Raw genomic sequence first — 25,325 nt, forward strand, 5'->3', positions numbered from 1 at the left:
TCAATTATCGCTTGCCGCTCCGCGACCATTAGCATCGTCGCCCGAACGTGTCAGTGTCCACACGGCCGTCGCATCGGGAATCTGCTGGACAGCGCCGCGCGACCAGCCGGTCAGCTCCTTGTGCTCCACCTCGTCGACGATGGGCGCGTCGCCCACCGCGGACTCGTGCTGTGCGGCCAGGGCCTCCAGCAACGCCACGAAGCGGCGGGTGAACGATTCGGCGGTCGCCTCGTCGAACAGATCGGTCGCGTAGGTCAGTTCGACGCTCCACTCCTGCTGCTCGTAGACGCCGATCCGGAACGACAGATCCAGCTGCGCGAACGCGGCCGGCGCCTGCATCGGCGCCACCGTCAGTCCCTCGACGGTGACCGACTCGTCCTCGGCGGTGCGATGGTCCAGGACCAGCATCACCTGGGCGAGCGGCGCGAACGCCTCCGACCGCGTCGGGTTCACCGCTTCGACGACCGACTCGAAGGGCACATCGGCCGCGGCGAAGGCGTCGAGGTCGACGCCGCGGACCTGGTCGACGAGGTCGGCGAAGGTCATGTCCGGCTCCACCTGCGTCCGGAGGACGAGGGTGTTGACGAACATGCCGACGAGCGGGTCGAGGACCCGGTCGCCACGACCGGCGATCGGGGTGGCGATCGCGATGTCGTCGGTCGCCGACAGTCGTGCCAGCAGCACCGACAGCGCCGCGTGCAGGACCATGAACACGGTCGCGCCGTGCGCCGACGCCAGCTCCTCGATGCGGCGCGCCAGGTCGGCGGGCACCGGGGCGGTGGTGATGGCACCGGCCGCGGTGGCCGCGAGCGGGCGCGAGCGGTCGGCGGGCAGCGTGATCACCTCGGGCAGCCCGGCGAGCGTCTCGGTCCAGTAGGCCAGCTGCCTGCCGGACACCGATCCGGCGTCCTTCGGGTCGCCGAGCATGGTGTGCTGCCAGATCGCGAAGTCCGCGAACTGCACCGGCAACGGGGCGAAGGCGGGTGCCCGTCCCTGCGAGCGGGCCAGGTACGCGGTCACCACGTCGCCCACCAGCGGGCGCATGGATTCGCCGTCGCCCGCGATGTGGTGCAGCACGGCCAGGAACACCCACTGGTCGGGTCCACTGCGCCAGAGAGCCACCCGCAGCGGCGCCTGGCGGGCGACGTCGAAGCCGCGTGCGGCGACGGCGACGATCTCTTCCTGTGATCCGGCGATCGTCCAGTCGAGGTGTTCGCGAGCCCACGCCTCGTCGTGCACCTGCTGCACCGGTTCGCCGCCGGGCGCCGGGAACGTGGTGCGCAGCACCTCGTGCCGGACGACGACGTCGAGCACCGCGGCCCGCAGGGCCTCCGGGTCGAGGCTGCCGGTCAGCTGCACCCCGATCGGGATGTTGTAGGTGGGCCGGCTCGGCTCGAACTGGTTGATGAACCACATGCGCTGCTGCGCGAACGACAGCGGGATCCGGTCCGGTCGCGGGTCGAGGGCCACGATGGGCGCCAGCGAGCCGCTGCCCGCGGTGATCGTCGCGGCGAGTTCGCGGACGCTCGGATTGTCGAACAGGTCGCGCACCGAGACGTCCGAGTCGACGGCCTGGCTCACCCGGGCCACCACGCGGGTGGCCGACAGCGAGTTGCCGCCCAGCTCGAAGAACGAGTCGACGACGCTGATCTGGTCGAGCTCGAGGCCGAGGACGTCGGCGAAGACCTCGGCGATCGCGGTCTCGACGGCGTCGACGGGCGTCACGATCTCCCCGTCGGCGCGGTGCGCCTCCGGCATCGGCAGCGCCGAACGGTCGAGTTTGCCGTTGGCCGTCAGCGGCAGTCGCGGCACGGTGACGATCTGGTCGGGCACCATGTAGCCGGGCACGACGGCGGCCGCCGCCTGCCGGACCTGCGCGGTGTCGATCGACCGGCCGTCGTCGGTGACGAGGTAGCCGATCAGCTGCTCGCCCCGTCCGGCCATGTCGACCACGCGCGCGGCGGCGCCGACGACGCCCGGTGCGGCGAGCAGGGCCGCCTCGACCTCGCCGTACTCGATGCGGAATCCGCGCAGCTGCACCTGGGCGTCGCCGCGGCCCAGGTACTCGATGTCGCTCCCGCGGCGGCAACCGAGGTCGCCGGTGCGGTACAGGCGCGAGCCGGGCTCGCCGAACGGGTCGGCGACGAACCGGGTCGCCGACAGGTCGGGCCGGTTCAGGTAGCCCTGCGCCAGCTGGCCGCCGGCCACGTACATCTCGCCGACCACCCCGTCGGGGACCGGCCGCAGCCGGTCGTCGAGGATGTGGATGGCCAGCGAGCTGAGCGGGCGGCCGATGTACGACGGATCGGCCTCCGAGGTCATCGTCTGATCGAGGGCCCGGAAGCTCACGTGGACGGTGGTCTCGGTGATTCCGTACATGTTGACCAGCTGGGCTCGGTCGTCGCCGAAGTCGTCGAACCAGCGTCGGACCTGTTCGAAGCCGAGCTGCTCGCCGCCGAAGACGAGGTAGCGCAGCGACAGTTCGCGCCGCTTCCGATCACGGCGACGGGCGTCGGCGAACTGGTAGAACGCCGACGGCGTCTGGCTCAGGACGGTGACGCCCTCGTCGGCGACCAGCGACAGGAAGGCGTCGGGGTCGCGGGCGAGCTGCCGGTCGACGATCACCAGGCGGGCACCGGTGTGCAGCGGTCCCCACAGTTCCCACACCGAGAAGTCGAAGGCGTACGAGTGGAACATCGTCCACACGTCGTCGGTGCGGAAGGTGAAGTCGCCGGCCGCGCTGTCGAGCAGGGTGACGACGCCGCGGTGGGTCACCTCCACGCCCTTCGGCAGGCCGGTGGAGCCGGAGGTGTAGATGACGTAGGCGCGCGCATCGGCCGGGACGACGACCGGGACGAAACCGGTCGCTCCGGCCGCTGCCGCCGCGTCGTCGACGTCGAGGACGGTCGCGCCGTCGGGCAGGGCGTCCCACAGCGGATGTCCGGCCGTCGAGTCGTCGGTCAGCACCACGCGGACCCCGGAGTCGCCGATGATGTGCGTCAGTCGGCCCACCGGGTTGGTGGTGTCGAGCGGCACGTAGGCCGCGCCCGCCTTAAGGACGCCGATGATCGCGCTCACCAGGTCGGCGCGTCGCGCCGTGGCGATGCCGACGAGGTCGCCCGCCGCGACGCCGCGGGCGGCGAGCCCGGCCGCGAGGCGATCGGATCGCTCGTCGACCTCGGTGTAGGTCAGGCTCTCGTCGCCCGCCGTGACCGCGACCGCCGCGGCGTGGCCGGCGACGCTGTCGGCGAACAGGTCGACCAGGGTGCGGTCGGCGTTGGCCGTGTCGACGATCGGTGCGGGCAGCGCCGCCAGCTTCTGGCGGTCGGCCAACGACAGCAGCTCGGCGTCGCCGAGCGCGGTGTGCGGCGCTGTCGCCAGTTCGCTCAGCAGACGCACGAAGCGGCTGCCGATCGTCTGCGCCGAGTCCCGCGTGAACAGGTCGGTCGCGAACACGAGGTGACCGCGGTAGCCGCCGTCGTCGGCGCGGAAGACCACGAAGTTGAGGTCTGCCTTGGCCGCTTCGGCACCCGCGTCGATCGGTTCGACCCGCATGCCGTCGAGGTCGACGGTGCCCGGTTCGTTCTGATCGAAGGTGAAGAAGGTCTGCGCCAGCGGCACGAAGGCCTCCGAACGCACCGGGTTGACGGCATCGACGACGGCTTCGAAGGGCACGTCGGCGTGGCTGAGCGCGTCGACGTCGACGCCGGCCGTGTAGCGGACGAAGTCGTCGAAGGTCATCGAGCCGTCGACCCGGGTCCGCAGCACCAGGGTGTTGACGAACATGCCGACGAGCGGGTCGAGGACCTGCTGTCCGCGGCCGGCGATCGGCGTGGCGACGGCGATGTCGTCAGTGGCCGACAGGCGTGCCAGCAGCACCGCGATCGCCGCGTGGACGACCGCGAACTCGGTGGCGCTGTGTCGGCGGGCCACCTCGGTGACCGCGTCGCGGATGTGCGGCGGCAGCGTGAACGACACGGTGTCGCCGGCCATCGTGGCGGCCGCGGGCCTGCGGTGGTCGGTCGGCAGGGGCAGCACGTCGGGCAGTCCGGCGAGTTGGCCGCGCCAGTACATGAGTTGGCGGCCGGCGATCGACGACGCGTCGTCGGTGTCGCCGAGCACGCCGCGCTGCCACAGGGTGAAGTCCGCGTACTGGACCTCCAGCGGAGCCCACGCCGGTGCCTGCCCGGCGACCCGAGCCGCGTACGCGGTCAGGATGTCGGTGAGCAGCGGGCCGAACGATTCGCCGTCGGCGGCGATGTGGTGCAGCACCAGCGACAGGACCTGCTGACCGTTCGGGAGGGCGATGAGCGCTCCCCGGATCGGCAGGTCTGTCGCGACGTCGAAGCCGCGGGTCGCCAGCTCGACGACCGTCGCATACGCCCCCGCGTCGTCGGCGGCGGTCACATCCGACCAGTCGAGCAGGTCGCGGACGGTGTCGAGGGATTCGATGCGCGCGAGCACCTCGCCACCGGGTTCCTGGACGAAGCGGGTGCGGAGCGTCTCGTGCCGTTCGATGACGTCGAAGAGGGCTTCGGTGACGATCCGCGGGTCGACGGCCCGTCCGTCGGTGCCGGTCAACCTGACCGCGAAGGGCAGGTTGTAGGCGGCGACGGCCGATTCGGTGAACTGGTTGATGAACCACATGCGCTGCTGCGCGAACGACAGCGGAATCCGCTCCGGCCGCGGCACGACAGCCGCGATCGGCGCCAACGCCGACCCCTTCGTCGCCGCCACCGCAGCCAACTCCCGGATCGACGGCGCATCGAACACATCACGCACCGACACCGACACACCCAACACCTGCCCCACCCGAGCAGCCACCCGCGTCGCCGACAACGAGTTACCACCCAGATCGAAGAACGACCCGGTCACACTCACCCGATCCGCGCCCAACACATCGGCGAACACCCCGGCGACCAGCTCTTCCCGCTCACCCTCGGGCGCCACATACTCGGCGACCTCGAACTCCGGCGCAGGCAACACACCACGATTGACCTTGCCCGACGGATTCAACGGCATCTCATCCATCACCACCCACGCCGTCGGCCGCATGTACACCGGCAACGCCTCCGCCAGACGAGCCTCCATCTCAGCCATGTCGATCGCCGACGCCGGCGACACCCACGCCACCAACTGATCACCCGTCGCACTCGGCAACACGGTCGCCGCCGTGTGCACCACCCCCGGCACCGACGAGATCACCGTCTCGATCTCACCCAACTCCACCCGCTGACCACGCAACTTCACCTGGAAGTCCGTACGCCCCAGATACTCCAGCTCACCACGGGCATTCCACCGCACCAGATCACCCGTGCGATACATCCGCGCACCCGGCTCCCCGAACGGATCAGCCACATAACGATCAGCAGTCAGATCCGCACGACCCGCATACCCGCGACCCACCTGAACACCACCGATGTACAACTCACCCGCAGTACCCACCGGCACCCGACGCAACCGACGATCCAACACCGCGACCGCACCATTGGAGACGACCGAACCGATCGGGACGGTGGGATCGTCGGCGTGCACGCCGGTGACGTGCTGGCCGGAGATCTCGATGGAGGCCTCGGTGGGTCCGTAGAGGTTGACCAGCATGGTGTCGGGCAGCCACTCGCGGACGGTGGCGGCCATCGACGGAGGCAGCGCCTCACCGGTGGTCGAGATGATCCGCAGCGAGGTCAGCGACGACACCGTCTCCTGCCCGCAGATGTCGAGGAACACCGACATCATGGAGGGCACGAAGTGGGTGGTCGTGACTTCGGCGCGCGCGAACTCCGCCGCCAGGGCGAGCGGGTCGAGGTGCACGCCGGGCGCCAGGATGACGATCCGCGCACCCACCATGAGGGGCGCGAACAGTTCGGCGATCGACACGTCGAACGTGTACGGCGACTTGAGGACCACCCGATCGGTCTCATCGATCGGCATGGCACCCACTCCCCACCACAGCCGGTTGTTGATGCCGCGGTGCTGGGTGGTGACGCCCTTCGGCCGACCCGTCGACCCCGACGTGAACAACGTGTACATCGGATTCTCGAGCCGCAGCGGGCCGGTCCGCTCGGCGTCGGTGACCGGAGCAGCAGCCAGATCCACCGCGCCGGAGGCGTCGACCGACACCACCGGCAGGCCGTGCTGCTGCGCCGAGGCGACCACATGCGACACCAGAGCCCGATCGGTCACCAGCAGCAACGCCGAACCGGTGACCTCCAACATGTACTCGGCACGCTCATCCGGCGCATCGACCGCGATCGGCATGTACTGCCCACCCGCCGCGACCACCGCATGAATCGCCACCACCATCTCCACCGACCGCGGCATGCACAACGCCACCGTCACATCCGGCCCCACACCCAGCCCGATCAGCTCACGCGCCAACGTCGCAACCCGAGCACCGAACTCCCGATACGAGACCTCACGCTCACCGAACACCAACGCCACCGCCTCCGGCGACACCGAGACCTGCTCGGCGATCACCTCGGTCAGCAGCCGCTGATCGAATTCCACGATCGGTCCGTGCTCGAACCGGTCGAGTTCGCGTTCCTGCGCGTCGTCGAGGATCTGCAGGTCGCCGATCAGGATGTCCGGGTCGGCGACGGTCTGCGCGAGCACGCCGGCGAGCGTGTCGAGGAGCCGCCGGACGGTGTCGGCGTCGAACAGGTCGGTCGCGTAGGCGAGGTCGAGGGTCCAGTCGTCGCCGTCGGCGGCGGTGCGGACCGTCAGGTAGAGGTCGACCTGGGCGCTGGTGATGCCCGGGTCGACCGGCGTGATGCCGAGTCCGGCGACCTCGATGCCGTCCGAGGCTCCCGCACCGGGATCGAAGTTGAGCGACACCTGCGCCAAGGGGGCGAAGGCCTCGCTGCGGATCGGTTTGACCGCGTCCACCACTGCTTCGAAGGGCACATCGGCGTTGCCGAAGGCCGCCACATCGGTGTCGGCGACCTGCCGGACCAGTGCGTCGAAGGTGCTGCCGCCGTCCACCGTCGCCCGCAGGACGAGGGTGTTGACGAACATGCCGACCAGCGGATCGAGCACGGCCTGGCCGCGGCCGGCGACGGGCGTGGAGATCGCGACGTCGGTGGCGTTCGAGAGGCGGCCCATCACCGCGGCGAAGGCGGCGTGCACGACCATGAACGGGGTCGCGTTGCGGTCGCCGGCGAGTCGGCGCAGACCCGCGGCGGTCTCGGCGGCCAGCGGCCGTTCGAGGTGGTCGCCGCGGTTGCTCGCGACCGCCGGACGGGGCCGGTCGGTCGGGAACTCGAGCAGCCCGGGCAGCCCTTCCAACTGCTGCGACCAGTACGCGAGCTGCTTGCCGACCACCGATTCCGGATCGTCGGCGCTGCCGAGCTCGGTCTGCTGCCAGAGTGCGAAGTCGGCGAACTGGACCTGCAGCGGCCGGTACTCGGGGGCGCGTCCGGCACAGCGCGCCGCGTAGGCGGTGATCACGTCGGTGACGAGCGGCTTGAAGGATTCGCCGTCCATCGCGATGTGGTGGCCGATCACGGCGAGCAGGTGCTCGTCGGCCGATCGCCGCCACAGCAGCACGCGCAGCGGCCACTGGGTGGTCAGGTCGAAGCTGCGCGCCACGTCGGCGGCGATCTCGTCGAGCGACGAGACCTCCGTCCACGACAGCGCGTCGGCGATGTCGGCCGCCGGGTGGATCAGCTGGTGCGGGGTGCCGTCGACGTCCGGGAACGTGGTGCGCAGCACCTCGTGCCTGCCGATCAGATCGCTGATCGCCGCGCGCATCGCGGGTACGTCGAGCGAGCCGGTCAGCCGCAGCACGATCGGCACGTTGTAGGTGGCGTTGTCGGGGTCGAGGCGGTTCAGGAACCACAGGCGCTGCTGCGCGAACGACAGCGGCACCAGGTCCGGTCGCGGGGTGACCGCGGTGACCGGGGCCAGCGCGGCGGCGTGGTCCCGGGTGCGGGCGATGAGGTCGCGGACGCTGGTCGCCTCGAAGACGTCGCGGACCGACACCTCGACGCCGAGCGCCTCACCGGCCCGAGCGGCCAGCCGCATCGCCGACAGCGAGTTGCCGCCGAGATCGAAGAAGGAGTCGGCGACGCTGACCCGGTCCAGGCCGAGCAGTTCGGCGAAGACCTCCGCCAGCACCTGCTCGGTCGGATTCTCCGGCGCCACGTACGCGGTCGCCAGTGCCCCGAAGTCCGGGGCAGGCAGGGCCCGACGGTCGATCTTGCCCGCAGTGTTGAGCACCAGATCATCGAGCGGCACCCACACGGTCGGCACCATGTACGACGGCAGCTTCTGCGCGAGCACCCGCTTGGCGTGCTCGACGTCGACCGTCGCCGGCGAGACATAGGCCACCAGGTGCTCGGCACCGCCGGGTGCGGCCACGACGGTCGCCGCGGCCTTCACCACACCCGGCACGGCAGCGACCGCAGCCTCCACCTCACCGAGTTCGACGCGCTGGCCGCGGAGCTTCACCTGGAAGTCGGTGCGGCCGAGATAGTCGATCTCGCCGGCGCCGTTCCACCGGACGAGGTCGCCCGTGCGGTAGAGCCGGGATCCGGGCGCGCCGAACGGATCGGCGACGAAGCGTTCGGCAGTCAGGTCGGTGCGGGCCGCGTAGCCGCGAGCCAACTGGACACCGGCCAGGTACAACTCGCCGGGCACCCCGACGGGCACCGGGTGCAGCCGATCGTCGAGCACCAGCGCCGCGGTTCCGGCGACGGGCCGACCGATCGAGACCGACGCGGCGCCGGGCCGCAGTTCGGCCACCGTCGCGTACACCGTGTCCTCGGTGGGTCCGTACAGGTTGAGCGCCTGCGCGTGCGGCACGGCTGCGAAGACCTTGTCGGCCACGGCCGGGGTCAACGCCTCACCGGCGATGTAGACGCGCTCCACACCGGCGAGGGCGGAGTCGTCGCCGCCGAGCTCATCGAAGAACACCGACAGCATCGACGGCACGAACTGGACGATCGAGACCTGCGTCTGCGCGATCAGCGCCCGCAGGTAGGCCGGATCGCGGTGGCCGCCGGGTTCGGCGATCACGGTCCGCGCACCGCGCAGCACCGGCCAGAACAGTTCCGGCAGCGAGACGTCGAAGGTCAACGGGGTCTTCAGCATGATCGACGGGTCGTCGAGGTCGCCGACCAGTTCGTCGAACCATCCGAGCAGGTTCCCCAGCGCACCGTGGGTCACGGTGACGCCCTTGGGCTGTCCCGTCGACCCCGAGGTGAACAGGGTGTACGCGGCGTGTGCCTGCGAGATCGGGCCGACGCGGTCGGCGGCGGTGACCGCGGGCACGGTGAGGTCCGCGGGCCCGGCGGCGTCGACCGTCAGCACTCGCACGCAGGCCGAGACGGCGGCGGGCGGCACGGCTGCGGCGGTCAGCACGATCTGCACGTCGGCGGTGGCGAGCATGTACGTCATCCGGTCGGCGGGCGCGTCCGGGTCGAGCGGCACGTACTGCCCGCCCGCGGCGATCACCGCGTGGACGGCGACCATCAGCTCGACGCTCCGGTCGATGGCCACGGCGACGGCGACGTCGGGGCCCACGCCCGCGGCGATGAGCTCGCGGGCGAGCAGGTTCACCCGCGCCCCGAACTCGGCGTACGAGACCCGGCGGTCGGCCAGGCGCAGCGCCTCGGCGTCCGGGGTGCGCGCGACTCGCCTCGTCAGCAGATCGGCGACGGTCGGCAGTTCCGCCGACCCGGCCGGGCCCGCGGACGCGGCCAGTGCCCGGGCCCGTTCGGTCTCGTCGAGGAACGCGGCGTCACCGACCGCGAGGTCGGGATCGGCCGTCAGCGACGCCAGCACCGCCACGAGGCGGTCGGCGAGCCCGGCCACCGTCGATTCGTCGAACAGATCGGTCGCGAAGATCACCGATCCCGCCCACGCCTGTCCGGCCGGGGCCGACGAGACGATCACCGACAGGTCGACCTGCGCCGGCAGGACCGGCGGCGCCACCGGCGTCACGTCCAAGCCGGCGACGGAGATGCTCGCGTCGGTCACCGAGGCGGCCGGATCGAACGACAGCATCACCTGAGCCAGCGGTGAGAAGGCTTCCGAGCGCACCGGATCGAGTGCCTCGACCACCGACTCGAAGGGCGCATCGGCGTGCGCGAACGCCTCCAGGTCCGATTCCCGGACCTGGCTCAGCAGGTCGGCGAACGACATTCCGGAGTCCACCTGCGCGCGCAGCACGAGGGTGTTCACGAACATGCCCACCAGACGGTCCAGCGCGGCCTGACCGCGGCCGGCGACCGGGGTCGACACGGCGATGTCGCCGGTGGCGCTCAGCCGGGCCAGCAGCACGCTCAGTCCGGCGTGCACCACCATGAAGGGCGTCACCCCGAAACGCTCCGCGACGGCCTCGACGCCCGCGGCCACGTCGGCGGGAATCGGGAAGTCGACGGATGCGCCTCGATGGGAGGCGACCGTTGGCCGCGGCCGGTCGGCGGGAAGATCGAGGACGTCGGGCAGGCCGTCGAGCTGCCCGCGCCAGAACGCCAGCTGCCTGCCGACCACGGAGTCGGCGTCGGCCGCCGAACCCAGCACCGCGTGCTGCCAGATCGCGTAGTCGGCGACCTGCACTTCGAGCGGTTCGAACTCCGGCGCCGCCCCGCGCACCCGCGCCTCGTACGCCGTCACCAGATCGGTGACCAGCGGCAGCATCGATTCACCGTCGGTGGCGATGTGGTGCGCGATCACCGCGATCACATGGCGGTCGGCGCTCTTGGCGAGCAGTCGCACGCGCAGCGGCTCCTGGACGGCCACGTCGAAGCCGGCCGAGGCGGCGGCGACGAACTCGTCCCACGACGAGACCTGTGCCCAGTCCAGGCGCGCGGCGACCGCGTCGGCGGTGCCGACCAGTTGGACCGGCTCCCCGTCGATCGCCGGGAACGTGGTCCGCAGCACCTCGTGCCGCACCACCACGTCGACGGTCGCGGCCCGGAGCGCGGCGACGTCGAGGTCGCCGGTCAGTTCCAGGATCGCCGGGATGTTGTAGGTCGCATCGCCCGGGTCGAACTGGTTGATGAACCACATCCGCTGCTGGGCGAAGGTGAGCGGGATCCGTTCCGGGCGCGGCACGGCCGCGACGATCGGCGCCAGGGCCGCGGCGTTGCCCGCCACGGCGTCGGCCAGTTCCCGCACGCTCGGGGCCTCGAACAGCTCCCGCACCGACACCTCGACGCCCAGCGCCTCACCGGCGCGTGCGGCCAACCGCATCGCCGACAGCGAGTTGCCGCCGAGGTCGAAGAACGACTCGGTCACCGAGACCCGCTCGACGCCGAGCACGGTCGCGAAGACCTCCGCCAGCCGACTTTCGGCCGCTCCGGCCGGTGCCACGAACTCGGCCGCCACCGACTCGAAGTCGGGGGCGGGCAGCGCCTTGCGGTCCAGCTTGCCCGCGGTGTTGAGGGCGATGTCCTCCAGGACCGTCCACACCGTCGGCACCATGTAGCCGGGCAGCGCGTCGGCGGCCGCGGCCTTGACCGCCGCCAGATCGAGGCTCTCGCCGGGACGTCCGGCGAGGTAGCCGACCAGGTGCTGTGAGCCGCCGGGGCCGTCCGCCACCGTGGCGGCCGCGTGCACCACGCCCGGTGCACCGGCAAGCACCGACTCGATCTCGCCGAGTTCGATGCGCTGGCCGCGCAGCTTCACCTGGAAGTCGGTGCGGCCCAGGTACTCGATGCCGCCGTCGGGCAGCCGCCGCACCAGGTCGCCGGAGCGGTACAGGCGGGCGCCCGGCTCACCGAACGGGTCGGCGATGAAGCGGTCGGCGGTCAGGTCGCCGCGCGAGGCGTAGCCGCGCGCGAGCTGGACGCCGCCCAGGTACAGCTCGCCGGGCACGCCGGCGGGCACCCGCTGCAGTCGCGAGTCCAGGACCAGCGCCGACGAGTTCCACACCGGCACGCCGATCGGCACCGTGAGGTCGTCGTCGCCGACGTGATCGATGCGCTGGTAGGTGATCTCGACCGCGGCCTCGGTGGGCCCGTAGAGGTTGTAGAACAAGATGTCGGGCAGCCACGAGCGGATCTGTCCGGCCAACGCGGGCGGCAGCGCCTCACCCGTGGTCGAGATGATCCGGAGGTGATCCATCGCGGCGATCCGCTCGCGTCCGACGAGTTCGGTGAACACCGACATCATCGACGGCACGAAGTGCACCATCGTGGCGCGCGTCTGCTCGATCACCTGGGCCACGTACAGCGGATCGGTGTGGCCGCCGTCGCGCAGCACCACCAGCTCGGCGCCGACCATCAGCGGCGCGAACAGCTCGGGGACCGAGCAGTCGAACGTGTACGGCGTCTTCTGGACCACCACGTCGGTGCCGTCGATCGGCAGCTCGTCCAGGCCCCACCACAAGCGGTTGACGACGGCCTCGTGCGTCAGCGTCACGCCCTTGGGGCGACCCGTCGAACCCGACGTGAACAGCGTGTACACCGGGTGGTCGGGCCGCAGCGGCGACCGCCGCTCGGCGTCGGCGACCGGTGCGACCCCCTGCGGGGCCTCGCCCGAGGCGTCGACGGTGACGACCGTGATCCCCGATGCCGCCGCGGCCTGCGCGGCGGCCGAGTCGGCGGTCGTCGCCGACACCAGCAGCACGTCGACGGCGGCCGTGGCGAACATGTACTCGACGCGGTCGGCCGGGGTGCCCAGATCGACGGGCACGTAGCCGCCGCCGGCGATGACGGCGCCGTGAACGGCGACCATCATCTCCACCGAGCGCGGCACGCAGACGGCCACGGCCGACTCCGGTCCGACGCCCGCGGCGATGAGCTCGCGCGCCAGCGTGGCGGCGCGAGCGGTGAACTCGGCGTACGACACCTCGCGGCCCTCGAACCACAGGGCCGTCGCGTCCGGGGTGCGCGCGGCCTGCGCGACGACCACGTCGGCCACCGTCTCCGGCGCCAGGGTGACCTCACGGCCCCATTCGACGGCGTCGAGCGCGGAGAGCTCGGCGGCGGCCAGGAGCGCGGGGTCGCCGACCGGCGTCGACGGCGCCGCCGACAGTGCGGCCAGCAGGTCGACCAGCCGTGCCATCATCGCCTCGACGGTGCCCGCGTCGAACAGGTCGGTCTCGAAGACGACCGAACCGGTCCACGGCTCGCCCGCCTGCGCGGTCGACACCGTCACGTACAGGTCGAGCTGGGCGGGCATCTCGTCGGGTTCGACGGGCGTGACCGTCAGGCCGGCCACGGCCAGATCGGCGGCGGTCGCCGAGGCACCGGGGTCGAACGACAGGATCACCTGGGTCAGCGGCGCGAAGGCCTCCGACCGCACCGGGTCGACGGCGTCGACGACGGTCTCGAAGGGCACGTCCGCGTGTGCGAAGGCGTCGAGGTCGATCGCCCGCACGCGACCGAGCAGGTCGCTGAACGACTCGCCCGCGTCGATCGGCGTGCGCAGGACGAGGGTGTTGACGAACATGCCGATCAGCGGATCGAGGGCGGCCTGCCCGCGACCGGCGATCGGGGTGCCGATCGCGATGTCGTCGACGGCCGACAGCCGCGACAGCAGCACGGCGAGCGCGGCGTGGACCACCATGAACTCGGTGGCGCCGGCGCGGCGGGCGAGCTCCCCGACTCCGGCGGCGACCGGTGCCGGAATCTCGAAGCCGACGGTGCGGCCGCGGTGCGAGGCGGCGCCTGCGCGCGGCCGGTCGGCGGGCAGGTCCACCACGTCGGGCAGGCCGGCCAGCTGGGTGCGCCAGTAGTCGAGCTGGCGGCCGACGACCGAGTCGGCGTCGTCGGGCGAGCCGAGGACCTCGTGCTGCCAGAGCGCGTAGTCGGCGAACTGCACCTCCAGCGGCGCGAACTGCGGCGCCGCGCCCGCGGTGCGGGCCAGGTACGCGGTCATCAGGTCGGTGATCAGCGGCAGCGTCGACTCACCGTCGGCGGCGATGTGGTGCGAGACCACGGCCAGGACGTGCTCGTCGGCTGACGGCGAGTACAGGCGCACGCGCAGCGGCCACTGCGTGGTGACGTCGAAACCGGCCATCACCGTCTCGGCGAGCGCGGCCTGCGAGTCGACGGTCTGCCAGATGCCGCGAGCCGCGAACTCGGCGGCGTCGCCGACCACCTGGTTCGGCTGTCCGTCGACGGCCGGGAACACCGTCCGCAGGATCTCGTGCCTGCCGACGAGGTCGCCGACCGCGGCACGCAGCGCGTCGGCGTCCAGCTCGCCGGACAGGCGCAGGACCGCGGGCACGTTGTAGACCGGCGAATCGGGTTCGAACCGGTTGATGAACCACATCCGCTGCTGGGCGAAGGACAGCGGGATGCGCTCCGGTCGCGGCACCACCGCGGTCACCGGGCGCAGGCGTTCGCCTGCGGCGGGCACGGCCGCGGCCAGCTCGCGCACGGTGGGTGCGGCGAACACGGTGCGGACCGAGACGTCGGCGTCGAGGGCGTCGGACAGGCGGGCCGCCAGCCGGGTCGCCGACAGCGAGTTGCCGCCCAGGTCGAAGAACGAGTCGGTGGCGCCCACCTGCTCGGCGCCGAGCACCTCGGCGAAGACGGCGGCGACCGCGTGTTCGCGTTCGCCTTCGAGCGCCACCAGGACGCCCGCGTCGTGCTCGACGTCGGGCACCGGCAGTGCCTTGCGGTCGAGTTTGCCGTTGGCGGTCAGCGGCAGCTGCGCCACCGCGACCACGTGGTCGGGAACCATGTAGCCGGGCACCGCGGCGGCGGCCGCGGCGCGCACCTGGCGCGGGTCGAGGTCGGCGCGGTCGGTGACGACGTAGCCGATCAGCTGCTGTCCGCGGGCCCCGAGCTCGACGACTCGCGCGGCCGCGGCCGTCACGCCGTCGGCGGCCAGGAGGGCGGCCTCGATCTCGCCGTACTCGATGCGGAAGCCGCGCAGCTGGACCTGTGCGTCGCCGCGGCCCAGATACTCGATGTCGCCGTCGATCCGGCGCGCGAGGTCGCCCGTCCGGTACATCCGCGAGCCGGCTGGATCGTAGGGATTGGCCACGAACCGGGTCGCGGTGAGGTCGGGTCGGCGCAGGTAGCCCTGCGCCAACTGTCCGCCGGTGACGTACATCTCGCCGACGACGCCCGCGGGGACCGGCCGCAGCCGGTCGTCGAGCAGGTGGATGCCGAGCGAGGCCAGCGGCCGCCCGATGAAGCTGGGGTCGGGGGCGCGCACCGACTCCGGGTCCAGTTCACGGAAACTCACGTGCACGGTGGTCTCGGTGATGCCGTACATGTTGACCAGGCGGGTCGGCTCGGCCGGGTGATCGTCGAACCACCGGCGGGCCTGCTCGAAGCTGAGCTCCTCGCCGCCGAAGACGATGTACCGCAGGTGCAGGGGCAGCTCGCGGCGGCGCCGGGCCTCGGCGAGCTGGTAGAACGCCGACGGTGTCTGGCTCAGAACGGTGACCTGCTCGTCGGCCAGCAGGGCGGCGAAGGCCGCCGGGTCGCGGGCCAGGTCGCGGTCGACCACGACCAGCCGACCGCCGGACAGCAGCGGGCCCCACATCTCCCAGACGGAGAAGTCGAAGGCGTACGAGTGGAACATGGTCCACACGTCGTCGGTGCGGAAGTCGAAGTCGCCTGCGGCCGAGTCCATCAGCGTGACGACGTCGCGGTGGGTCACCTCGACGCCCTTCGGATGTCCGGTGGAGCCCGAGGTGTAGATGACGTAGGCGCGCGTGTCGGCCGAGAACGACGGCTTCTCGTACTGGCGTTCGATTCCGTCGGCGATCAGGTCCTGCACGTCGACGGCCAGACCGTGTCCGGCCGTCGCCGCCCACAGGTCGTGGTCGGCGCCGGTCCGGTCCACCACGACCACGGTCGGACGTGCGTCGTCGACGATGTAGGCGAGGCGGTCGACGGGGTTCGACAGGTCCAGCGGCAGATAGCCCGCACCCGTCTTGAGCACGCCGACGATCGCCGTCATGAGGTCGACGGTGCGGTCGGTCGCGATGCCGACCAGATCGCCCGGGCGCACCCCGCGCGCCTGCAGTGCGGCGGCGACGGCGCTCGCGCGGGCGTCGAGGTCGGCGTAGACGAGTGTGTCGGCGCCAGCCGTGACGGCCGGGGCCTGCCCGTGAGAGCCGACCGTGTCGGCGAAGCGGTCGACGATGGTGCGGCCGCTGTTGGCGGTCGCGGTGATCGGTGCGACCACCGCCCTCCGATAGGCGTCGGCGTCGGCGATCTCGATGGCCGCGACCGGCTCCTCGGTGCGATGCAGCACCGCGTCGACGATGCGGCGCAGGATGTGCGCGAATCCGTCGACCTGCGTCTGGCCGAACACCGAGGGCAGATACTTGAGCTTCACCTCGAGCCCGGCGGCGGTCGGCGCGGTCACCATCGTGAGCGGGTAGTGCGTGGCGTCGCGCGCAATGACGTCGGCGACTGTCAGCCCGCCGACCGCGGTGGCGTCGACGGTCGCCAGCGACTCGGTGTCGACCGGGTACGACTCGTGGACGGTGAGGGTGTCGAAGAGCACCGCGGTGCCCGTCTGGGCGGTGATCTCCGGCAGCCCGACGTGCTGATGGTCGAGCACGGTGATCCGCGCGGCCTGCAGCTTCGCCAGGGCCTCGGCGATCGTCGCCTCGGGATCGACGTCGACGACGGCAGGCAGGGTGTTGATGAACAGGCCGATCATGGTGTCGATGCCGGCCAGTTCGGCCGGCCGGCCCGAGACCGTCTCGCCGAAGGCCACCACGCGGTTGCCGGTGAGCTTCGACAGCAGGACCGCCCAGACGAACTGCATGACCGTCGAGACGGTGACGCCGTGCACGCGGGCGAGGTCGTCGATCTGCGCCGCGGTCTCGGTGTCGAGGACGAAGACGTGGTCGCGCGGCAGCGACTGCGCGGTCGACTCGGCGTCGGCTGCGACGAGGGTCGGTCCGTCGAGCGGAGCCAGCAGCTCGCGCCAGGCGGCCAGGCCCGCCGCGTCGTCGACGGTCCCGATGTGGTTCAGGAAGTCGGCGAAGTCGGCGCCGGCGTCGGCGGCCCGGCCGGTGTAGGTGTCGCCGGTCGCGTACAGCGCCAGCAGGTCGGCCATCAGCAGCGGCGAGGACCAGCCGTCGATCAGGATGTGGTGGCTGGTCATGACGAGCCGGACGTCGGTGGCGGTCCGCACCGCCACGAACCGCAGCAGCGGCGGCGCGGCGAGGTCGAAGGGCAGCACCCGCTGTTCGTCCAGCACGGTCTGCGTCAGGTCGGCGACGTCGCCAGCGGCGTCGATCTCGTCCCACACGACGGGCAGGTGCGGCGGCACCACGGCCACCATCTCACCGCTGCGGGTGCGGACGAATCCCGAGCGCAGCACCCGATGCCGGTCGAGCAGCGACTGCGCCGCCTGCCGCAGCCGCGGCAGGTCGACGTCGCCGCGGAGGGTGACAGCGGCCTGCGCCACGTAGACGTCGACGATGCCGTCGCCGGCCTCGGCGAGCTCGGCCTGGAAGGCGAAGCCGCGCTGCAGCGGTGCGAGCCGCCACACGTCGGCGCCGCGGTAGCGGTCGGCGAGCAGATCGAGATCCTGCTGGGTCACGGCGACGCCGGACACGTCCGACGGCGAGAGGCCGATCGGCTCGTCGGCGTCGGTCCGGGCGGCGATCGTCGCGAGTTCGGCGGCCCACCGGTCGCCGAGGGCGTGCAGCTCGGTCTCGGGCAGCACGGCCTCGGGTGCGATCAGCGAGGCGACCAGGCGTCGTCGGCCGCCGGTCTGCTCGACGCCGACGTTGATCGTCAACGCGGCCTGCGCCGCCATCGCGCCGGACGGCGCCGAGTCGAACGCCGGCCCGGCGACCGCGGTGAACGCGGGCGCCGCGGCGGCCTCGGCGGCGGTGGCCGCACCCAGGTAGTTGAAGATGATCGACGGCAGCGGACGGTCGGCGAGTTCGCCTGCGCCCGCGTAACGGAGCAGGCCGAAGCCGATGCCGCCGTCGGGCTGCGAGAGCCGCTCCTCCTTGGCCGCCTTGACCGCGTGCACCGCGTCGGCGCCCGGATCGAGGTTCATCGGCGCGATCGCGGTGAACCAGCCGACCGAACGCGACAGGTCGGCGCGCACCGGTTCGGCGCCGTGCGCGAGCACCTCCTCGTCGCGGCCGTGGCCTTCCACCAGGACCGACACCGGGGCGTCGTCGGCGATGCCGCGGGCCTGCTGCCAGCCGCGGACGGCCCGCGCCAAGGCGGCGAGCAGCGCGTCGTTGACGTTGCCGCCGAAGGCTTCCGGGACGGTGGTGAGCAGCGACTCGGTGACCGCCTCGTCGACCGCGCACCGCACGGTCCGGGCGGTCGACTGGCGATCGCGCTCGCGGTCGACGGCGACGCCGAAGTCGGTGGTGCGCAACGGCGCACGACGACGCCAGTAGTCCACCTCGTCGGTGCGGTCGGCGACCCGGTCGGTCAGCGCGGCGAACCACGCGCGCGCCGACGTGGTGTTCTCCCGCAGCCGGCAGGCCTGGCCGGCGCTGCGCTGAGCCCACGCGGTGACCAGATCCTCGATGAGGGTGCGCCACGAGACGGCGTCGACGCCGATGTGGTGGATCACCAGGACGATGCGCGACGCGGCGTCGGCGCCGGAGACGAGCACCGCGTGCACCAGCCGACCGACGGCAGGATCGAGCCGGGCGGCGGCGGCCGCGTGCGCGGCCACCAGGTCGGCGTCGAACTCCGGCGTCCCGGCGGCGGCGGTCGAGGCGGCCGCGCTGACGGCGGCGGCCGCGTCGAACGGGTTGCCGGCGACCAGGGCCGGCGCGGATCCGGTGTCGGTCAGGCTCGCGGTGAGCATCGGGTGGTGCTCGACCACCGCGCCGAGCACCTCGCCCAGCGCGTCGAGGGTGAGTCCCTCGGGCGCGGCGAGCACCAGCGCCTGCGAGTGGTCGGCGAAATCGGTCGGCCGGTCGGCGAACTCCAGCATCCAGGCGACGGCGGGCGGCAGCACGCTCGCGCCGCTCGCCCCGCCGGGCAGCTCGGCCAGGGTCGGCAGGGCCACCTCGTCGGCGGCGATGGCGGCGGCCATCGCGCGGACGGTCTTGAACTCGAAGATCTGGCGCGGCGACAGCGCATGGCCGGCGGCCCGCATGGCCGAGGCGAGCTGGATCGACATGATCGAATCGCCGCCGAGGCTGAAGAACGATTCGGTGACGCTGACCCGGTCGACCCCGAGCAGGCCGGCGACGACCGCCGCGAGCTGCTCCTCCACGGCGCCGACGGGTGCGGCGTACGCCGCAGCCGAGGCACCGAAGTCGGGGGCGGGCAGGGCGCGGCGGTCGATCTTGCCCGCGCTGTTGAGTTCGAGTCGGTCGAGGGTGTTCCACACCGTGGGCACCATGTACGGCGGCAGCGCGGTCGCGGCGGCGGCCTCGGCGGCCTCGACGTCGACCGACGCGGGCGCCAGGTAGGCCACCAGGTGATCGGCGCCGCCCGGCGCGGTCACCACCGTCACCGCGGCGTGCACCACGCCGGGCGCGTGGGCGAGGACCGCTTCGATCTCGCCGAGCTCGATGCGCTGACCGCGGAGCTTGACCTGGAAGTCGGTACGGCCGAGGTACTCGATCTCCCCCGCGGCGTTCCACTTGACGAGGTCGCCCGTGCGGTACAGGCGCTCCCCTGCGCCGCCGTACGGGTCTGCGACGAACCGGTCCGCGGTCAGATCGCCGCGCGAGGCGTAGCCGCGGGCCAGCTGCACGCCGCCCAGGTACAGCTCGCCGGGCACGCCGACGGGCACCGGCTGCAGCCGGGCGTCGAGCACCAGCGTCGCGGTGTTCGCCACCGGACGACCGATCGGCACGACCGGCTCGCGGCCGTCGAGCCGGTAGGCGGTCACGTCGACCGCGGCCTCGGTCGGTCCGTACAGGTTGATCAGGTCGGCGCCGGTGGCCGCCATCAGACGGTGCGCCGGTGCACTGGTCAGCGCCTCGCCCGAGGTGAACACCCGCGCCAGACAGGTCAGGCCCGCCAGCCGGTCGCCGAGGGTGTCGACGAACGCCGACAGCATCGACGGAACGAAGTGGATCACATCGACCCGATGCTCGACGATCAGGTCGGCCAGGTACTCGGGGTCGCCGTGGCGGCCCGGTTCGGCGATCACCAGCGGTGCGCCGAGCATGGGCGGCAGCAGCAGTTCCCACACCGAGACGTCGAAGGTGTACGGCGTCTTCTGAACGAACCTCGCCGCGGCGGTCAGGCCGTGGTCGGCGCGCATCCACTCCAGTCGGTTCCGCACCGCGAGGTGGGTCACCGTGACGCCCTTGGGCCGCCCGGTGGACCCGGACGTGAAGAGGGTGTACAGGGCGTGTTCGGGGCGCAGCGGCGCGAGTCGATCGGCGTCGGTGAGCGGCGCGGCCGCGGGACCGGACCCGACGGGCGCCGACGTGTCCACCGGTACGACGGTCAGGTGGGTGAGTCCGGCGACGGCGGCCGGCTCGGTCCCGCGCGCGGTCAACAGCACGCGGACGTCGGCGGTGTCGACCATGTACGCCGCGCGGTCGGCGGGCGCCTGCGTGTCGATCGGCACGTACTGCCCGCCCGCGGCGATCACCGCGTGGACGGCGACCAGCATCTCCACGCTCCGGTCGATCGCCACGCCGACCGCGACGTCGGGTCCGACGCCGTACGAGATCAGTTCTCGCGCCAGCACGTTCACTCGCGCCGCGAACTCGGCACCGGACACCTCGCGGTCCCGGTACCGCAGCACGACACCGCTGCCCGCGGCCTCGGAACCCGCCGCGACCGCATCCGCGATCGTCCCGCCGGGCACCGGCACCGACTCGCCGACCGCGGCGGCGAGCACGGCGGAGCGCTCCGCGGCGTCGAGAACGGACGCGTCGCCGATCGGCAGCGCGGGAGCCGCCGTCAGCTCGTCGAGCAGCGCCACGAAACGCCGCGCGAGCACCTCGACACCGGTGGCGTCGAACAGGTCGGTCGCGAAGACGGCCAGGCCGGTCCAGTCGGCGCCGTCGGCACCGGTCCGCACGATCATCGACAGGTCGAGCTGAGCGGGCACCGACGGCGGATCGAGGAGTTCGAAGTCCACGCCGGCGACCGACACCTCGAGGCGCTGCGCCGACGCCGCCGGATCGAACGACAGCATCACCTGGGCGAGCGGCGAGAAGGCCTCGCTACGCACCGGGTCGACGGTCTCGACGATCGATTCGAACGGTACGTCGGCGTGCGCGAAGGCGTCGAGATCGACCGTCCGCACCTGGTCGAGAAGGGAGTTGAACGAGACGCGGCCGTCCACGCGGGTGCGCAGCACCAGGGTGTTGACGAACATGCCGACCAGGTGGTCGAGCGCGGTCTGGCCGCGACCGGCGATCGGGGTGGCGATCGCGATGTCGTCGGTCGCCGACAGCCGCGACAGCAGAGCCGCGAATGCCGCGTGGACCACCATGAACGCGGTGGTGCCGCTGGTGCGCGCCAGTTCCTCGACGCGTGCGCCCACGTGCGCGGGGATGGTGAACGGCACCTGGTCGCCCAGGTGCGAGGCGACCTTCGGCCGCGGCCGGTCCGCGGGCAGCTCGAGCACGTCGGGCAGCCCGGCGAGCTGGTCGCGCCAGTAGGCCGACTGCTTGCCGAGCACCGTGCCCGGGTCGTCGGCGGAGCCGAGAGCCGCGTGCTGCCAGAGCGCGTAATCGGCGAACTGCACCGCCAGTGCCGGGAGGTCGGCCGTCCGGCCCTCGACGCGCGCGGTGTAGGCGGCGACGATGTCGGCGACCAGCGGTCGCATCGACTCGCCGTCGGCGGCGATGTGATGGACCACCAGCGCGAAGACCTGCGAGCCGTCGGCGGCGCGCCACAGCCGGGCGCGCACCGGCCAGTCCACGGACACGTCGAACCCGGTGGCGACGGCCGCCGCGAGCCGGTCGCGGTCGGTGACGACCTGCCAGTCGAGTCGGTCGGGCACCTCCGCGGCGGGTGAGACCAGCTGCACAGGCCCACCGTCGACGGACGGGAAGGTGGTGCGCAGGACCTCGTGCCGCACCACCGCGTCCTGGACGGCCGCGCGGAGGGCGGCGACGTCGACGTCGCCGGTCAGCTTGAGCAGCGCGGGCAGGTTGTAGGTGGCTTCGCTCGGGTCGAACTGGTTGATGAACCACATCCGCTGCTGGGCGAACGACAGCGGCACCGACGCCGGGCGGGGGTCGGCCGCGGTGATCGGCGGCAGGCCCTCGTCGACGGTGGCGGCCCGCTCGGCGAAGGTCCGTACCGTCGGCGCCTCGAACAGGTCGCGCAGGTTCAGCTCCACGCCGAGTTCATCGCAGGCGCGACCCACGATCCGAGCGGCCAGCAGCGAGTTGCCGCCGACGTCGAAGACCGACTCGACGACGCTGATCTCGTCGAGGCCGAGGACCTCGGCGAAGATCTCGGCGATCACCGTCTCGGTGCGCGTCTGCGGCGCCACGAACTCAGCGGTCGCGGTGATGACCGGCTGCGGCAGCGCCTTGCGGTCGAGCTTGCCGTTGACGTTCAGCGGCAGCTGATCCATCAGCATGATGATGTCCGGGACCATGTAGTCCGGCACCTTGGTGGCGGCGGTCTGCCGGATCTGCGCGGGGTCGAGGTCGCTGCCGTCGGCGCGCGCGCCGACCACGTAGCCGACGAGCTGGTCCGGGAAGCCGGGCCGGCTCTTGATCGCGGCGGCCGCGGCGTTGACGCCGTCGGCGGCCAGCAGCCCGGCCTCCACTTCACCGAGTTCGATGCGATAGCCGCGCAGCTTCACCTGGTCGTCGGCGCGGCCCAGGAACTCCAGGCTGCCGTTGCGGAAGATCGCGACGTCGCCGGACTGGTACATGCGCTCGCCCGGCCCGCCGTACGGATCGGCGACGAACCGCGTCGCGTTCAGCGTGAAGCGGCCGGCGTAGCCGCGGGCCAACTGCTCACCGGCGAGGTACAGGTCGCCGGGCACGCCGTCGGGCACCTTCGCCAGCCGCGAGTCGAGGACGTACATCCGGGAGCCGGTCAACGCCATGCCGACGTCGCTGGCGGTGGTGGCCTCGACGAACTCCGGCGTCAGGATCCGCCGGGTCATGTAGACGGTGGCCTCGGTCGGCCCGTACATGTTGTTGAGTTCGGGCCCGTCGTTGCCGTCGTAGCGGCGACGGTCGACGAACCAGCGGCGCACCTGCTCGAAGTCGAGGGCCTCGCCGACGAAGATCATCGAGCGCACCGACTGCGGCATCACCCCGGGGGCGGGTTCGCGGACGGCACCGGCCAGCTGGTAGAAGGCCGACGGGGTGAGGTTGACGATGGTGACCGACTGCTCGGCCATCACCTCGACGAACCGTCCCGGGGTGCGGGTGGTGAGGTAGTCGAGCACGACGAGGCGGCCGCCGAATGCGAAGGCCACCCAGATCTCGCCGACGGACACGTCGAAGGCGTACGACTGGAACATCGTCCACACGTCGTCGGGCGAGTAGTCGTATTCGCGTCCCATCGCCGACAGCAGGGTCACCGCGTCGGCGTGGGTGACGATGACGCCCTTCGGCTTGCCCGTCGAACCCGAGGTGTACATGACGTACGCCGGGTGCAGCGGATGGACCACCTCGGGGATGGCCGCGCGCGTCTGCGCGGTCCCGCGGGCGGCGGCCTGCTCGACGGTCAACAGCTCGACGTCGAGCTCGGCCCATTCGATCGCGGTCTGCGCGTCGGTCAGGGCGAGCACCGGCCGCGCGTCGTCGACGATCGAGGCCAGCCGCTCCACCGGGTGCGTCTGGTCCAGCGGCAGGTACGCCGCGCCCGACTTGGTGACGGCCAACAGCGCGATGATCAGGTCGGCGTCTCGGGGCAGGCCGACGCCGACGAGTTCCTCCGGTCCGGCGCCCGCGGCGATCAGACCGGCGGCCAGCGCGTCGGAACGCTCGTCGAGCTCGGCATAGGTCAGCTCGACGCCCGCCATGTCGACGAGGGCGATGCGGTCGGGGAAGCGGCGAGCACTGGAGCGGAACAGGCCGGGCAGCGAGCCGAGGTCGGCGCTCTGCGCAGCGGTCAGTGCAGCAGCCCGGAGGGTGGCGATGGCCTCGGCGGTGGCGGAGGCGATCTGCTCGGGCGCCAGGCCCGCGGCCACCGCGGGGGTGACTGCGGCGCCGACGGCGGCGTCGGGGTCCAGGCCCTGGGCGGCGAAGACGGCCGAGGTGGCGGCCACCTGGGTGCCCAGGGTCGCGAAGGTGACCGGTCCTGCTGCGGTCTCGAAGGCGGTGAGATCCGGTCGTGCGGCGGAAGCGAAGGCGATCAGATCGACGGTGGCCGGGTCGGCCCCCCACACGCGAGAGAAAGCCGCAGCCAACGTTTTCAGATCAGACACCAGTATCTTGCCCCGTCATCTTGTTGAAATTACTGCCGATCAGGCTCGTTGCATTCGCCCGAATCGATTCGAGTGCTGTGCCCAGCGCCTCCGGGCCGGCCGAGGCCAGCGTCGGCGCCAGACTCATCAGCGCGGTCACCAGTGCCGAATCCATGTCCGGCAGCGCCGCCGCCATCGCGGTCGTCATCGTCGACAGGCCGGTGAAGGTGACCACCGCGCCGTCGTGCGCCAGGGCCGTTCCTTCGGGTGCCGCCGCGGCGGCCGCGGTCACCAGTTCCGGCAACGACGCCGTCGCGGGCACCTCGGCCACCATCCGGTCGGTGGCGGTCGAGATCGACAGATCGCCGACGACGATCTCCGGGTCGGCGGTGATCTGCTCGAGAATGCTCACATAGCGCTGGGCGTGCTTCTCGATCGTGCCCGGGTCGAACAGGTCGGTGGCGTACATGATCTCGCCGCGCATGGGACGGGGTGCGTCCGCGTGCGTCAGGTCGGCGGGATCGTTCGGGAACAGCGTCAGCTGGAAGTCGACCTTCGCGGCGGCGAGCTCCTCGGACACCGGCGCGATGTCGAGCCCGCCCAGCGAGACCGCCGGGAACTCCAGATTCTGGAACCAGAACATCGCCTGGAACACCGGGTTCACCGCGGCGGTGCGCGAGACGCCGAGTTCGGCGGTCACCTCGTCGAAGGCGACGTCGGCGTTCGACATGTCGGCCAGGTCGTCGGCCCGCACGCGGGACAGGAGGGCGTCGAACCGCTCCCCCGGATCGACGATCGTCCGCAGTGCGAGGGTGTTGACGAACATGCCGATCACGTCGTCGAGCGCGGCGTCGCCGCGACCGCCGTACGGGGTGCCGACCACGACGTCGGTGCTGCCCGACAGCCGCGCCAGCAGGATCGCGTACGCGGCCTGGGTGACCATGAACAGCGTGGTGTTGTGCCGGTGCGCCACCGACTCGAGGCTGCGCACCAGGTCGACGGGGATCTCGAAGGGCACCACGCCGCCGACGAAGCTCGGCACCGGCGGTCGGGGCCGATCGGTCGGCAGGGCCAGGACCTCCGGCGCGCCCGCGAGCCTGCGACGCCAGTAGTCGAGC

General features: G+C 72.0%; 2 protein-coding genes (1 of these 2 only partly in view). Both read right to left on the reverse strand.

Annotated features, from left to right (window positions below):
• Window positions 1-24,228 carry a non-ribosomal peptide synthase/polyketide synthase gene (locus tag AAFO60_RS05970; protein ID WP_347955254.1) on the reverse strand — a complete coding sequence of 8,076 codons (24,228 nt, stop codon included), beginning with the start codon at window positions 24,226-24,228 and terminating at the stop codon, window positions 1-3.
• A protein-coding gene (locus AAFO60_RS05975; protein WP_347955255.1) for an amino acid adenylation domain-containing protein crosses the window boundary here: on the reverse strand, window positions 24,221-25,325 show its 3' end. Its footprint extends 6,899 nt past the window's final position; 1,105 of the gene's 8,004 nt are visible here — the last part of the coding sequence; the start codon falls outside the window, past its right edge; it ends in the stop codon at window positions 24,221-24,223. Before AAFO60_RS05975 ends, AAFO60_RS05970 begins: the two co-directional genes overlap by 8 nt.

Source organism: Gordonia aichiensis (assembly GCF_039946255.1).
Taxonomy (GTDB): Bacteria; Actinomycetota; Actinomycetes; order Mycobacteriales; family Mycobacteriaceae; genus Gordonia; species Gordonia aichiensis_A.